14 protein-coding genes and 2 pseudogenes are annotated in these 14,432 nt (G+C 71.6%); 8 read left to right on the top strand and 8 right to left on the bottom strand.

The window, feature by feature from the left end; genetic code table 11:
- Positions 1–50: 50 nt before the first annotated feature.
- The 3 genes from pfkB to OG488_RS01910 form a co-directional block, all read right to left on the bottom strand.
- Positions 51–998, bottom strand: coding sequence for a 1-phosphofructokinase (gene pfkB, locus OG488_RS01920; protein ID WP_329225252.1), 948 nt, complete (start codon positions 996–998; stop codon positions 51–53).
- Complete coding sequence (locus tag OG488_RS01915) at positions 995–1,756, bottom strand: DeoR/GlpR family DNA-binding transcription regulator (RefSeq protein WP_329225250.1); 762 nt, start codon at positions 1,754–1,756, stop codon at positions 995–997. The genes pfkB and OG488_RS01915 overlap by 4 nt, the downstream gene beginning before the upstream one ends.
- A 139-nt stretch (positions 1,757–1,895) precedes the next feature.
- Positions 1,896–2,150 carry a DUF6296 family protein gene (locus tag OG488_RS01910; protein WP_329225248.1) on the bottom strand — a complete coding sequence of 85 codons (255 nt, stop codon included), beginning with the start codon at positions 2,148–2,150 and terminating at the stop codon, positions 1,896–1,898.
- A 275-nt stretch (positions 2,151–2,425) separates the two neighbouring features.
- Here OG488_RS01910 and OG488_RS01905 point away from each other — a divergent pair, with 275 nt between their 5' ends.
- The gene (locus OG488_RS01905) at positions 2,426–2,680 is read left to right on the top strand and encodes a DUF5133 domain-containing protein (RefSeq protein ID WP_329225247.1); all 255 of its coding nucleotides are present in this window, start codon (positions 2,426–2,428) and stop codon (positions 2,678–2,680) included.
- Positions 2,681–2,857: 177 nt separating this feature from the next.
- Positions 2,858–3,673 (top strand): PepSY domain-containing protein, encoded by an 816-nt coding sequence (locus OG488_RS01900; RefSeq protein ID WP_329225245.1) that lies wholly within the window; start codon positions 2,858–2,860, stop codon positions 3,671–3,673.
- Between the two features lie 95 nt (positions 3,674–3,768).
- Here OG488_RS01900 and OG488_RS01895 read toward each other — a convergent pair whose 3' ends face one another.
- Positions 3,769–4,263, bottom strand: a complete 495-nt coding sequence (locus OG488_RS01895; protein ID WP_329225243.1) for a GNAT family N-acetyltransferase — start codon at positions 4,261–4,263, stop codon at positions 3,769–3,771.
- A 45-nt stretch (positions 4,264–4,308) separates the two neighbouring features.
- Between OG488_RS01895 and OG488_RS01890 the strand changes: the two genes are divergently transcribed.
- From OG488_RS01890 to OG488_RS01880, 3 genes are all read left to right on the top strand, one after another.
- Entirely contained in the window at positions 4,309–4,455 is a 147-nt protein-coding gene (locus tag OG488_RS01890) for a hypothetical protein (protein WP_406460533.1), read from the top strand.
- Positions 4,456–4,586: 131 nt separating this feature from the next.
- On the top strand, positions 4,587–5,729 hold the full coding sequence (locus OG488_RS01885) for a hypothetical protein (protein ID WP_329225242.1): 1,143 nt from the start codon (positions 4,587–4,589) through the stop codon (positions 5,727–5,729).
- Between the two features lie 136 nt (positions 5,730–5,865).
- Positions 5,866–6,636, top strand: a complete 771-nt coding sequence (locus tag OG488_RS01880; protein ID WP_329225240.1) for an NPP1 family protein — start codon at positions 5,866–5,868, stop codon at positions 6,634–6,636.
- 41 nt (positions 6,637–6,677) lie between these two features.
- Here the strand turns inward: OG488_RS01880 and OG488_RS01875 are convergent, their stop codons facing one another.
- Entirely contained in the window at positions 6,678–7,109 is a 432-nt protein-coding gene (locus OG488_RS01875) for a VOC family protein (protein WP_329225238.1), read from the bottom strand.
- 546 nt (positions 7,110–7,655) lie between these two features.
- Positions 7,656–8,078, bottom strand: coding sequence for a PPOX class F420-dependent oxidoreductase (locus OG488_RS01870; RefSeq protein WP_329225236.1), 423 nt, complete (start codon positions 8,076–8,078; stop codon positions 7,656–7,658).
- 301 nt (positions 8,079–8,379) lie between these two features.
- On the opposite strand from OG488_RS01870, the pseudogene OG488_RS01865 reads away from it, so the two are divergent.
- The 3 genes and pseudogenes from OG488_RS01865 to OG488_RS01855 all read left to right on the top strand — a co-directional run.
- Positions 8,380–10,191 (top strand): annotated as a pseudogene (locus OG488_RS01865) (rhamnogalacturonan lyase family protein); the annotation flags it as partial.
- A gap of 102 nt (positions 10,192–10,293) precedes the next feature.
- A pseudogene (locus tag OG488_RS01860) lies at positions 10,294–10,902 on the top strand (DUF6250 domain-containing protein); the annotation flags it as partial.
- 61 nt (positions 10,903–10,963) lie between these two features.
- Positions 10,964–11,230: a hypothetical protein gene (locus OG488_RS01855; RefSeq protein ID WP_329225234.1), complete on the top strand. Its 267-nt coding sequence runs from the start codon at positions 10,964–10,966 to the stop codon at positions 11,228–11,230.
- A gap of 123 nt (positions 11,231–11,353) precedes the next feature.
- Here the strand turns inward: OG488_RS01855 and OG488_RS01850 are convergent, their stop codons facing one another.
- Positions 11,354–12,877 (bottom strand): alpha/beta hydrolase, encoded by a 1,524-nt coding sequence (locus OG488_RS01850; RefSeq protein WP_329225232.1) that lies wholly within the window; start codon positions 12,875–12,877, stop codon positions 11,354–11,356.
- 315 nt (positions 12,878–13,192) lie between these two features.
- A complete protein-coding gene (locus OG488_RS01845) occupies positions 13,193–14,296 on the bottom strand; it encodes a DUF4037 domain-containing protein (RefSeq protein ID WP_329225230.1) in 1,104 nt (367 codons plus the stop codon).
- Between the last annotated feature and the right edge of the window lie 136 nt (positions 14,297–14,432).

Below are 14,432 nucleotides of genomic sequence, written 5' to 3'. Positions count from 1 at the left end.
GGCGGTTTCGGGGGACGGGGGCGTCGTACGGCAGGACAGGCGTGCGGAGGTCACGGGGACCGCTCCGTCAGGGCCAGGTCCAGGGGGACGTCGGCGGTGGTGACCACCGCCGACGGATCGAGGTCGGCGGGGGTCGGCATGGCGCTCCCGGGCAGTTGCACGGCTGCCGCGCCATGGGCCACCGCGGCCGAGAGAGCGGCCCGGCCCGTCCCGCCGGCGGACAGGAACCCCGCGAGGGAGGCGTCTCCCGCGCCGACGTCGCTGCGGACCGCGTCCACCCGTGCCACGGCGAAGTACGCTCCGGACGGTTCCACCAGCAGCTGGCCCACGGCCCCCAGGCTGGCGAGCACGGAGCGCGCCCCGAGCTCGCACAGCTCCTGCGCCGCCTTGAGCGCCTCACCGACCGTCGCGAGCGGACGGCCCACGGCCTCGGAGAGTTCCTGCGTGTTCGGCTTGATCACGTCCGGCCGCTCGGGCAGCGCGGCCATCAGCGCGGCGCCCGAGGTGTCGAGAGCGATCCGGAGGCCGGCACGGCGGCCGCGGGCGACCAGCTCGGCGTACCACCGCGGAGACAGTCCGCGCGGCAGGCTGCCGCAGCAGGCGATCCAGTCGGCGCCCGCCGACCGCACCCGGACGGTGTCCAGCAGGCGTTCGGCCTCGGCGGGGGTGATGTCGGGCCCCGGGGCGTTGACCTTGGTGAGCGCGCCGTCCGGCTCGACCAGGGTGATGTTGACCCGGGTGCTGCCGGCGATCGGGACCCCGGCGGCCTCGATGCCGCGTTCCCCGAGGAGCCGGGCCAGCAGGGCGCCCTCCGGACCGCCGAGCGGCGCGACGGCCACGGTGCGGTGCCCGGCGGCGGCGACGGCCCGGGAGACGTTCACGCCCTTGCCGCCGGGGTCGACGCGGTCGGCGGTGGCCCGCAGGACGGCGCCACGGGTCAGCCCCGGCAGTTCGTAGGTGCGGTCCAGACTGGGGTTGGGGGTGACGGTGAGGATCATGCGCGTACCACTTCCGTGCCCCGGCTCTCGATGGCCCGGGCGTCCTCGGGGCTGAGCCCCGTATCGGTGATCAGCAGGTCGACGTGGGAGAGATCGCCGAACCGCGCGAAATGCTCCTGACCGGACTTGCCCGAGTCGGCGAGGAGCACCACTCGGCGGGCAGCCGCGATCACGGCGCGCTTCACGGCGGCCTCCGCCAGATCCGGGGTGGTCAGACCGCCTTCGGGGGAGAAACCGTTGGTGGCGAGGAAGACGACGTCCGCGTTGATCTCGGCGTAGGCGCTCAGCGCCCAGGCGTCGACGGCCGCGCGGGTGCGGTGACGGACCCTGCCGCCCACCAGATGCAGCGCGATCCCGGGATGGTCGGACAGACGTGCTGCCACCGGCAGGGCGTGGGTGACGACGGTGAGGCGCGAGTCGATCGGGACGGCGGCCGCCAGTCTGACGGTCGTCGTCCCGGCGTCGATGATGATGTTGCCCTCGGTGGGGAGTTCACCCAGCGCGGCGGCGGCGATGCGGTCCTTCTCGTCGGCGGCCACGGTGTCGCGCTCAGCCAGGTCGGGTTCGAAACCGAGCCGCCCGGCGGGGATGGCACCGCCGTGCACCCGGCGCAGGAGTCCCGCCCGGTCGAGGGCCTTGAGATCGCGCCGAACCGTCTCCGCGGTCACCTGGAACTGCTCGGCCAGGGACAGGACGTCGACGCGGCCGCTCTCGCCGGCGATGCGGAGGATCTCCTGCTGCCGCTCCGGTGCGTACATGTGGTTGCGTATCCGTTCATGCCCGAGTCTGTGGTTTCATCGGCAGACTACGGTCGCACCTCAGGAAAGTAAACACATTCGGACGAGAAGCGGGCAGGAACGGACGTGCCGCACGTCCGCCGAGCCGTTTCCGGACCGGTCAGTCGGCGCCGCGGGGAGTGCCCCCGGGGCTCAGTGGCCGGGCCAGCAGGGGTACTCCCAGAACCTGGTGGCCTCCGCTCGCCTGCATGCGGACCTCGCCCCGTTCACTGATCTCGGCGCGCACGATTCCCGTCTCGTCCTCGTAGACCGGGTAACCGCCGGCGCCCGAACGCGCCGTGAGATGGACGGCGACGACATCGTCCTCCGCGCCGCCCGCCTGGAAGATGAGTTCGTAACTCTCCGGGTAATCCATGACCGACCTCCCGACCGGGCCCGGCGGCAGCCGTCGGCCCGTCCCTCCATTGTTTCCCACCGAGGCGTGCGGCGCCCCGGGAAACGGGCCGCGTGACCGTACGTGACTGCGGATGCGGAATGGGTGAGGCGGAGCGACCATCAACTGCAAGGGACCGGACGCGTGCTGTCAGCTTCGCACGGCCGCCCGTGACGCCAGGCGGCACCGCCGGCGCGATCGGATTTCGTCGGCGCGGGGCCCACGGGCTCCCGGCCGCCCTGTGGAGAGGAACTGCCGTGCTGATGGCCAATCCCGCAACGCTGCGGAATCTCGTCAAGCGCTACGAGACACTGCGAAACGCCCATGCACGGCTGGGCACTTCCGAGAGTAGCCGTCAACTCGAGGACGTCTCCTACACTCTCTGCGTCACCACCGGGACCAGGGCCGTGCCCGACGCCTTGGCCGCAGCGTCGGCGCAGCTGAGCGCCGTTCCCTCGGCGGGATCGCTGGGTACGGCGGCGGGCCCGGCCGAGGTCCAGCTGACCGCCTGACACCACAGCGCGTCCCCGACGACGGCGCCGGTTCCGACGGACCGGCGCCCTACGCATGTACAGACGTGTCCATGGCGAGTCGCACGACACGCCGAATGGGCGGACGGCGCCGTCGATCGGGTGACACCCGCCGGTCGGACAACATGACTGTTCGCGGAGGCGGCTAGGGATGCCAGCATGAGATTTGAGCCCCGTCGAAACAAGACCGTTTCCCCGCGTACCCGCCGGCTCCGCGTCGCCGGCGGTGCCCTGTGCGCCGCTGCTCTTGCCGCCACCCTCGTGACCGGCTGTGGTCAGGAAAGCGGCGACAAGACCGCCGCGGAGACCTCCGAGGCCGCGAAGGTCCTTCCGAACCAGACGACCAGCCCCTCCGGGAGCGTTTCGGGCAGTCCCTCCGGGACGGCGCAGCTGACCGAGGACCAGACCGAGCGCAAGGACCTGCTCTCGACCGTCAAGGTCACCTACGACAAGGCCGCCACGACGGCCGTCGGTGAGGTGTCCGGTGGCAAGCTGACCGATCTGGACCTCGAGGGCCTCGACGACGAGGACGACGCGAGCGGCAGCCCGAGCCCCAGCGGCAGCCCGAGCCCGTCGGGGAGCCCGAGCGCGTCCGGCAGCCCGAGCCCCAGTGGCAGCTCCGCCGGCCCGAAGTGGGTCGCGGAGGTCGCCGAGAAGGACGGCACGGCACACAACGTGACCATCGACGCGGTGTCCGGAGCCGTCATCGACTCCGGCCCGGACGCCGATCAGAGCGACGCGGACAAGCAGGAGCTGGCGGACCAGCTCTCCAAGGCCACGCAGACGCCTCAGCAGGCCGCCAAGGTCGCCACGGACAAGACGCAGGGCTGGGTCACCTCGATCGGCCTCGACGAGAACGACAGCAACGTTCTGGTCTGGCAGGTCGACGTGGTCACCAAGGACTGGAACAAGACCACCTTCGACGTCGACGCGGCCAAGGGCACGATCACGGACGAGCAGATCGACGACGACTGATCACCGCACGGACGGACTCGTCGGTGGCGTACCGCGGCGCGCGGTGCGCCACCGATCCGTGTCCGGGGCGTGCGGATGCCGACGGTCGCCGCAGCTCAGTGTCCCGCTTCCACCAGATCGCGGGTGAAACGCAGGCCGGGCTTCCCCACCAGCGTGATCGCACCCGTCTCCACGAATCCCGTCCGTGCCAGCACGGCCCTGGAACCGGCGTTGTCCACCGTCGTCTCCGCCCGCAGGGCGGTCAGACCGTACCGATCGAGGGCGAGCGCACACACCTCGCGCACCCCCGACGTGGCCAGCCCCCGCCCCGCCGCGTGCTCGGCGATCCGGTACCCGAGCTCGGCGGAGCCGCCTGCGACATCGACGAGGTTGACCCTCCCCAGCACGGCGCCGCCGCCGTCCACCAGGACGTGGAAGTGGAGCAACCCCGCGGCCTGTTCGGCGAGCAGCTCGGTGTGACGAGCGTCGAACCCGGTGAAGAAGTCGTCTCCCCGGTCCGGGATCGAAGCGGCGAAGTACCCGCGGTTCTGCCGCTCGAAGGCGAGCAGGGCCGGGGCGTGATCGGGGCGAAGGCGCTCGAGGACAGCCATGCGGCGACCCTACCCATCGCATGGCCGGACGGAAGGCCCGGGACCGTGGTTCGGACGGGAGGCCCCGGATCGTCCGGGACACACCCGTTCATCGTCGTCCTCGCCGGGGCCGACCCCGGACTCATCCACCACATGGCCGAGATCGCGTTGCTCCGCGACCTGGGGCGGGCCGGCTCCGCCACGTCCGGGTGAGGGCGCTCCACCCGCCCGGGCAGGTCCGGTCCATCACGCCCGGGCAGGCCTGCCGAACCCGCGAGCCGGAAGCCCGAACCCGTACACCACAAGAACGGTGACCTCGGGCCCTCACGCTCGTTGTACAGGCCGTGTCTTCTTCAGTTTCCAGCGCGCCCCCTGTCCAGGCCGCACCGGCGGTGAAGCCGAACCCCTTCCTGCTGACACCTCGTCAGGGGGAAGCCGCACGCGCGCTCCTGGCGTATCTGGGGTCGTTGCCGCTGAAGGGGGCCGACGCGCGACTCCTCGCCGTGGTCGTCGCCATCCGGGCGGCCCGGAGCGGGATCGGCAACCTCACGGGGCAGGACCTTAGATCCCTCCGCCTGGCCGACCCGGAGGCGGCCGTCACCGCCCTCGCCGCGTTGGGCTGGCAGGGGCAGGAGGCTCTGCTCGGCGGGGACACGGTCATGCCGGTCGGCATCACCGTGCCCGACCTCGGCGGCGGGCCGGACCCTCGCCTGCCCTTCGGCAAGGTGATGCGGTCCAGGGTCTCGGGCTGGACGACCAGGACCCTCGCCGCCAAGCCGGTCAAGAAGGGATCCTCCGCCGTCCGGCTGGCGGCGCTGTTCCTGGCAGCCCACGGGCCGGCCGACGAGTACGGCACCTTGCCCGCTCATCTGCCGGACGACTGCGTGGCCGTCCTGCCCGAACTGCTCGCCAAGGGGTTCCTGCGGGAGCTGGACGGCAGCCGGTATCTGCTGGGCGAGAGTGTCCGGCATCTGTCCGGAACGCGTCCCCGCGCCGACACCCCTCCGGCCGTACGCCCGCCGGAGGAGGAACTGCCGAGCTGGGAAGAGTGGAAGGACCGGGCGAGCGTGGCGTTGCGGCGCCACGTCGAAGCCGTCGAGCGCTGCCCCGAGTGCTCCCTCTCCACGGCCAGGGTGTCGGAGGCGTTCATGCGCAAGGCGGTTCCGGCCCAGTTCCAGGAGAAGGTTCGCACGGCTTACGGAGTCTGGGAGGCCAAGTACCCCGACCAGGGGCCTGCCGCGGCGGAGTTCGCAGCGGCCTTCCGGGCCGAGCACGGCCACGGTCCCTCGGTCAAACAGCTCTGCAAGGCGCTGGGATGGGGCAAGATGTCCCGCGAACTGCGGATCCACGTCATCCGCCGGCTGATCGCCGACGGGTGGCTGACGAACACCGAACCGGTGCCGTGGACCCTGCGTCCGGGCAAGGCCGCTCAGGGCGGTACGCCGGGCTCGACGCCCCCGGCCGCCGCGGCCGCGCGCCGCCGCTGAGCGTTCCGGCGCGTGGATGCCCGCGTGCACCCGGCGTCCGACATCACGTCCACCCGCAGGGTTCAAGGTGATTGTGATGGGCATGTCAGGCGTAGCGCGCGTGCCCCCACCGCCACGCGCCGACCGGGAGGACGCAGTGAGAAGCAGCGCACCGATCCGCAAGGCCGCCCTCGTCGTGAGCAGCGCCATCACACTCGTCCTCGCCTCGGCGACCAGCGCGCTGGCCGCACCGCCGGCCGCGCTGCCGGCGAACGCGGACGCGATGGAGCAGGCCTTCCAGCCGGCGTTCGACTACGACACAGACGGCTGCTACCCCACGCCGGCGATCGGACCCGACGGGGCCATAGCCACCGGCCTCAAGACCAGTGGTGCGGTCAACGGCAGTTGCCGGGACGCCGTGGACCTGGACAACACCAACGGCTACGCCCGCTCCCTGTGCAACAACGGGTGGTGCGCGGTCATGTACGGGCTCTACTTCGAGAAGGACCAGGCCGTGGCCGGCAGCGGACTCGGCGGACACCGGCACGACTGGGAACACGTCGTCGTCTGGATCCAGAACAACGAGGCCCGCTACGTGTCCACCTCGGCCCACGGCGACTTCGACGTCCACGCCCGTGACCGAATCCGCTGGGACGGCACGCACGCCAAGATCGTGTACCACAAGGACGGTGTGAGCACCCACTGCTTCCGACCCGCGAACACCAACGACGAGCCACCGGAGAACCACTACTACGAGTGGCGGTACCCGGGGCTCGTCGGCTGGAACGGCTACCCGGCCGGTCTGCGGGACAAGCTGGTCCAGGCCGACTTCGGCAGCGCGGTCTTCGGGCTCAAGGACGGCAACTTCGCCGCGCATCTGGAAAAGGCACTCCCGGCCGGCATCCCCTTCGACCCCCACGCCACCTGACGTCGGGAACGGTGTTCCCGCGCACCCGCCATGACGGGGTATCAGCGCTCGGACAGCTCCGAGGGCGCTTCCTGGACCACCCATCCGTTGCCGTCCGGATCGGCGAAGGACATGAACGAGTTCCAGGTGCCCCCCTTGCCCTCCTCCCAGCCCGTCGCGCCGACGTGCCGGACCGGGGAGACGTCCACGCCCTTGCCCACCAGCTGCTCGCGCGCCGCCTCGATGTCCGTCACGCAGACCTGGAGACCATGCAGTGTGCCGGGGGCCATCACCTGCTCGCCGGGGAAGGGGGGCATTCCCTGGAGCATCGCGATCGAACACCGCGATCCGGGCGGCGTCATCTGGATGATGCGCACTCCGGGCGCGACCTCGTCGTCCAGGTCCAGCCTGAAACCTGCCTTCTCCGTGTAGAACGCCTTCGCCCGGTCCATGTCGGTGACGGGGACCGGGATGACCTCAAGTGTCCAGTTCATGGATTCTCCTCGACAGGGCCGGTGTGTCCGGCCGGACGGAACGTCCTCGGCCGGGCCGGGACGGCGGGGCGCCACAGTGAGCTCCGAAGGAGACCCACCGTCGCCCAGGAAGGGGCCGCAGGGCACTTCGAAACGCCAGTACGGCCTCTACTTCGACCATTTACCCCACCCGGGCCCCGGGCGGCGCGTCCGGTGGGGGAGGGAGTGTGCGCGCGGCTCCAGCCGTACATGGGCCCGGTGGACACGGTGTTGCCGGCGCCGGGCCAAGGGCCTGCGCCGACGCGTCACCGCTGGTCGACGGATGGCTCCCGGGCGAGCAACTCCTCGAGCGCCGCCGTCTGTTTCGGATGCATGAAGCCCTGACGGACGTCACGGGCCTGCTCCCGTTGTTCCGGCTCGGTCCGGTTCTCGTCCCGCGGCCGGTCCGAGGGCCCTCTCCGTCTCGTCGTCGACCGGACGACCGACCGCTGCGTCGATCCGCGTTCCCATGGTGTCAGAGGCTACTGGCCGCCTCTGACACCACGAGCCCTCACTGGATCCGGCGTACTACGTCGCCGCCTGGGAGCTGTCCCGGAAGCCGCCCCAGCCGTGCCAGCGGTCGATCTCGATCCAGGCGTTGACCCGGCCGCGCTCCCGGTCCGCGTACGGCTGCCCGAGGTAGTTCCGGGACAGCCGGTCGATGCCGGCGAGCCCTTCGTCGTCGCTGATCTCGACCACACGTCCGATGAGGGTGACATGGGTGTACCAGTCGGAGTCGTCGAGCACCGTCAGGGTGACGCGCGGGTCCCGGCGCACATGGTCGAGGCGCTTGCGGCCCCCCTCCATGTTGACCAGCACCCGCCCGTCGTCCCAGAGGTACCAGGTGGCCGTGGACACCGGCTGGCCGTCGGAACGGAGGGTGGCGATGACAGCCGGGTTGGGCTTGCGCAGCATGGCGACCGCGGCATCGGGAAGCGGCGGCTTCGACATGTTCTCTCCTCTGTCTCGTGCTGCGCCCTCCTCATGACGGTGAACCACACCTGGTGATCCGGAAGGCGCGCCTCCACGCTGCCACACGACGGCTGCGGCATCCGGTACCCCCTCCGCGCTGCGCGTCCACGGCCGAGCCGCCGGGCATCGCCGAGGCGCTCGCGGCCGTATTCCGCGAACGCGGGATGTGAGCGGCACATTGCGGTCACGTGGCAGCCCGAGGGAAAACGTCGACACCACGGAACCGCCGCTGCACTGTGGATCTTCGTAGACAGCGCTTTCCATCTTCGGAGGACCCACCATGCTCCCCGTCCGTCCCGGGCGCCGCAGAATCGCGGCGGTGAGCGCCGTGGCCGCTCTCGCCGGCCTGCTCGCCACCCCCACCGCGCACGCCGCTCCCGGCCTGCGCCCGGACACCGATGCGCAGCCCCGTCGCCTTGTGGAGAACCTCGACCGGGGACTCGTGGCCGTCCCCTCGGGCAAGGGGACGTTCCTCAGCTGGAGGCTGCTCGGCACCGAGTACGGCTCCGGCGTCGCCTTCAACGTCTACCGGGGCGGCAAGCGGCTCAACCACCGGCCGGTCACCGCGTCCACCACGTACCAGGACAACGGCCGGGGCCGCGGCACCTACACCGTGCGCGTGGTCGTGGACGGCCGGGAGAGGAAGCCGAGCGGCGCCGCGCTGGACTTCGGGAAGGGCTACGCGGAGATCCCCCTGTCCGAAGCCGGGGGGTACACCGTGCAGCACGCCTGGCCCGGTGACCTCGACGGCGACGGCCGCTACGAGCTCGTGGTCAGCCGACTGTCAGGCACCCGGGACCGCCCGGATCTCCTGGAGGCGTACACCCTCGCCGGCGACCGTCTGTGGCGGATCGACCAGGGCCCCGGCTCGTACACCCAGGTCTCCGGAAACGGGGCCAACGATCCCGCCCCGGCGGCGATCAGCGGGTCCACGCCCATCGGCGGATTCCGCAACGACGACAACGTCACCGTCTACGACCTCGACGGCGACGGCCGGGCCGAGGTGCTCGTCCACACCGCGGACGGCACCACGTTCGCCGACGGGGAGAGCGTCGAGGCGGCATCGCCCGCAGAGCAGTTCGTGTCCGTGGTCGACGGCGCGACCGGTACCGAGCGGACGAGGCGGCCGGTGCCCGACGACCTCACCGCCGACGGGCCTTCCGGCGGCCAGTTCGGCATCGCCTACCTCGACGGGATCCACCCGAGCCTGGTGACGAAGCTCGTCACCCGCGTGGGCGCCAAGCGCGGAGCCTTCCGCACACTGATCCAGACCTGGGACTTCGACGGACGTGCCCTGGAACCGCGCTGGAAGTTCGCCGTGCCGTCCGACAGCGGGGCCACGAGCTTCCACCAGATCCGGACGGTCGACGTCGACCGGGACGGAAAGGACGACATCGCCGACGGCAACTACGTCGTCAACAGCGACGGCACCCTGCGCTACGTCATCGACGGCGCCGGCCACGGCGACCGCTTCCACATCGCCGACCTGGACCCCGCCAGGCCAGGCCTCGAAGGATTCGCCGTCCAGCAGTCGGAACTCGGTGTCGTGTCACGCTTCCCCTGGTACTACTACGACGCGGACACCGGAGAACGGCTGGTGACGGGGGAGCACCCCGCCGACCCGGCGAGCGAGGCCGAACTCGACGTCGGCCGGGGCACCACCGCCGACATCGACCCCCGCCACCCGGGCCTCGAATACTGGACCTCCACCGCCGACGTCTCCGCACCGGGTGCGGGCGTCCGCAACGTCCGGGACGGCAAGGTCTCCGGTACGACGCCCTCGGTCAACTTCCGCATCTGGTGGGACGGGGACAAGGGGGCCGAACTCCTGGACCGCACGTACGTCGAGAAGTGGAACCCCGCCGCGGAGAGCAGCACCCGCCTGTTCGATCCGGCCGGGGTCGTCGCGGGCGCGCGCAACGCCACCCCCTTCTACGGGGACGTCCTCGGCGACTGGCGGGAGGAGATCCTCGCGGAGACCGACGACCACACGGCTCTGCGCCTCTACACCACGACGGAGCCCACGTCCACGCGCCTCTACACCCTGGCTCACAACCCCGCCTACCGCCTCGGCTGGACCGTGCGCGGCTATCTCCAGTCCACGTTCACGGACTACCACCTCGGCTACGGCTCCGAGAACCCGCCCCGGCCGGCGATCCGGACCGACACGGGCCCAGACCGCGCCTGGACCCCGCTCGCACAGGACACTTTCCGCTCCGGAACCGGCCGGTGGACCTCCGAGCTCCAGGACGGCGGGAGCGTGACCGCCGCGGACGGTGTCCTCGACATCGACGTACCGAGCGGTGCCACGGTGTGGTTCGACCGCAGGCTCAGCGGACCGTACGAGATCGAGTACACGGCCACCGCGGTGTCCGAGGGCGGCGCCAACGACAGGGTGTCCGACCTCAACAACTTCTGGAACGCCACGGACGTCCGCTCACCCCACGACCTCTTCGGCACCGCACGCGGCGGTGCCCTCGCGGAGTACGACCACCTGAAGACCTACTACGTCGGCTACGGGGCCAACTCCAACACCACCTCCAGGCTGCGCCGTTACGTCGGTGAGGCGGGCAACCGCCCCCTCCTGCTCGACTACACGGCCCCGCTGCTGACGGCCAACGAGCCGAACCGGGTCCGGATCGTCTCGGACGGCTCGACGGTGCAGTGGTGGAACAACGGCCGCCTCGTGTTCGACCATCAGGACCCGGAGCCCTACACCAGCGGACACTTCGCGTTCCGGACGGTCACCAGCCACTTCAGGATCAGTGACTTCACGGTCTGGCGCCCTCCCCTCCACGGATGACGGACCGGGCGTGCGACCTCACAGGCGGCGCACTGTCAGTGGTGGCTGTGATGCTGGAGGCATGGACGAACTCATGAGGCGCCGTGTCTACGGCGCCGACCACGACGACCCCGATCCGGGTCCACGGCCGGGACACGACTACGTGGAACTGGTCGGCGGGCCTCTCGACGGGCTGCTCCTGGACGTGACCGGCTGGCCCGGGGAACGCCTCGCCGTGGGAGCCGCGCTCGGTACGGAGCTCGGGAAGTTCGGCGCGGGAGGCCGTGCCGTGTACGGCCCGGTGAAGACCGACCCGAAGCGCTGGGCGTGGGAGGCGGACAGTCCCTGAGCTGCCCGCCTCCCGCTCGGAAGCCGGTCACCGACGGCGTCGTATCGCCGGCGGATCGCGGCGCGGAGCGGAGCGGCGTCCGCCGGTCGTCGGTCGCCGGTCGCCGGGTGAGACCGGTCCGGGTCAGTTCGGGCAGTCGGTGTCCTGTGCGGGGCGGTGCCCGGTCGTCAGGAAGCGGGTCACGGCGCGATCGCCGCACGCGTTGCCGTTACCCAGGTACATTCCGTGCCCTCCCTGGCCGACGGTGACCAGCCTGGCGCGGTCGCCGAGCGCCGTACGCATCTTCAGTGCGCCGGCGTAGGGGGTCGCGGGATCGCGCAGACTCTGGACCATCAGGATGTTCGACGGCCCCCGGTCGGTGATCCGCGCGGGCCGCTCGGCCGGGGTGTCCTTCCAGAAGGCGCACGGGGTGATGTTGACGGGCATCCCGGCCGTCAGCGGGTACCGCGCCCGGTCGGCGGCGACCCGCTCCGCGTATCCGGAACCGGCCCCGGGCCAGCGCACGTCGTTGCAGATCGTCGCGACCATGAGGGACGCGTCCTCGTCCGGGATGGTCTGGGTCAGATCCGGCGGGAGAGCCGGCACGCCCTCAGGATCCCGGGCCTCCTGGATCAGGCGTGCCAACGCCGGGAACGCGCGGTCGCTGTACAGGGCGTTCTGGAGTGCCTGCCTCAGCCCGTTGCCCGTCAGCGGGACACCCGGCGTCCCCGAGTCGCGCGGGTCGCGGTCCAGCTCCTCGGCCAGCGCGAGGAACAGCTGCTCCACGTCCTCGGCGCGCGGCGCCAGCCGCAGCCCCTCCGCTTCGCGGGCGGGCTCCGCCGACCAGTGCGCGAAGTCCGCGAAACGGTCGGCGGCGCCCCGCGCCATGTTCTCCAGCCACCCCCGCGCGACCCGCGACGGGTCGGGGTCGCCCGTGCTGTCGAGGACCAGGCGGTCGACACGGCCCGGCCGCGTCTGTCCGTACACGGCCCCGACGTAGGCCCCGTACGACGTACCCCAGACCGAAAGCCTCCGTTCGCCCAGCGCCTGTCGGAAGCGGTCGATGTCACGGACCTCGTTCCTGGTCGTGAACGACCTCAGCACCGCTCCGCCGTTGGCCGCACAGGACTCGGCGGTCCGGCGGGACCGCGCGGTGTTCTCCCCGATCCCGCCGTCCGGAGAGGGCCACGACCGCAGCGTCACCAGCCGGCGGTCCGCCGCCGGGATACCGCAACGTGCCTTGACGCTGCCGCCGACTCCGCGCGGGTCGAGACTGATGAGGTCGTACGCCCCGCCCAGCGCCTCCTGCAACGCGGCGCCCTTCTGCGCCAGACGCTGCACGCCGGACGAGCCGGGTCCGCCCGGAATCACCACCAGGGTGCCGCGCCGGTGCGCCGGCCTGTCGCTGCGGAGCCGGGAGACGGCGACCGGGACGGTGCGGCCGTCGGGGCGGGAGTAGTCGAGGGGCACCGGCAGGGTCGCGCACTCCTGTCCGGCAGGTCCGGCGGTGCCCGCGGGCAGTTCGCACGGGTGCCAGTCGAGCTGTGGAACGGGCGTGCCCTGCCCGCCGGCCGCCCGGGCGGCCGGCGGGGAAGCGGTCATCGTGGCGGCGACCACGGCGGTGGCACAGAGCGTCAGAATCATCGTCCTGCGGTTCCAGTTCGTCATGGGGCAAGCCTGGCCGGGCCGCGTGCGGCTGCCCATGCGGCAGGCATGCGTACCGGAGGTGGGGCCAGCCCCTCCGGCACCCTGCGGGCCACACCCGGATCAGGGCGGGCGGTTCAGAGGTGGGCGAGGTCGCTCGCCCACCTCTGAACCGCCTGACGGGCGTCGGCGGGCCGGGCGGAGTGACGGTCCGCCCAGCCCGAGCGCGGCGAACGCCGCGGGCTGCTGCGCGCGAGCCGGTGGCCAAGGGCCTGGCCCTCACCCGGGCCGACACGGCGTCCTTCCTTCTCGGCCAGGTGCCGGACCGATGTCCTGCGGTCACCCGATGGCGTGGATCGCGGCGTGGACGGCGCTGGGTCGGCTGAGCAGGTCGGCGTTGTCCGTCCACTGGTCCACGCCGCCCACCAGGGGCAGCTCCCGAAGGTCCGGGTCCGTCACGGTCCGCGCGAGTGCCTGCGCGAAGCGCTCGGCACGCAGGACCAGGAACGGGCGCGCATGGTACGGCCGACGCCCCGGGTCCACCGGTGCGATGAGGCCGGATGCGTTCTGCAGGGAGGCGACGGCCTCGTAGGCATCGCACAGGTGGGATTCCCGGGCCGGATAGTCCGTCGCCGCCAGCGCGCCGCGGAGCGTCGGGCCGAGCGACTCCGCCGTCGCCAGCCGGCTGAACGAGCTGCCGAGCCACTTGTCGTAGGGCGCGTACCGCCGCTCCAGCAAGTGGCAGAGGTGCATCAGGCTCCGCACCAGGCGTGCGGTCACCACCGCCGAGCCGATGTCGTCACCGACTTCCGCGCAGCGCCCGACGAACGACTCCTCCTGCGCGATGCGCTGCCACTGGCAGGCCAGCAGATGGCGCCACACCTGCTCCGGATACCAGGCCAGTCTGCGCCGCACGCCGGTGAGGGAGCCGAGCCCGTCATGGAACACGATCCCGCCGGTGGTCTCGGCGAGGCGCTGCTGGGGAAGCGCCAGCCACTCGCGTACGTCCAACTCCGCCTCGGCGGAGGCGAGTCCGAGCCGTGCGGCCAGCCATCCGTCGACGTCGTGCAGGTCCACCCGGTGATTGACCGGGCCGTCGGTCTTCCGCATGTGCCCGACCGGATCGAGTGGATCGTCGCTCTCCTGGAAGTGGGTGGGCCATCCCCGCACCTGCTTCGGGAGGCGCTCAGCCAGGAGGCGACGGATGCCGGCACCGTGTTCGACCTTGGCCTCGGCGTTCAGGAAGATCTCCAGCCGCGGGCCCCAGTCGTGATCGACGGACCTCGGCGAGTCGAACCCCAGCACCTCGGATCCGCTGCCGACCCGGGCGGCCGCGTACGACAGGCCCGGAAAGGCGTCCCGGAGGATCGGCCGGACCGCCTCCTCGTACAGGATTCCCGACAGTTCGAGTCCAGGTAGGAACCTGGCGGCGGAGATCGTCATGGCCTCACTGTCCCGCATTCGTTCGTCCGGTCCCAGCGGCTGGATCCCGTGTCCGGGCTGCCGCCCGCGCCACGAACGACGCCGATCCGGAAGTGCGTCGATTCGCATGGCACCGCCCAGGTCTGATCCAAGCAAG

The organism is Streptomyces sp. NBC_01460 (assembly GCF_036227405.1).
In the GTDB taxonomy this organism is placed as follows: domain Bacteria; phylum Actinomycetota; class Actinomycetes; order Streptomycetales; family Streptomycetaceae; genus Streptomyces.
This window is presented reverse-complemented; position numbering and strand designations above follow the sequence as displayed.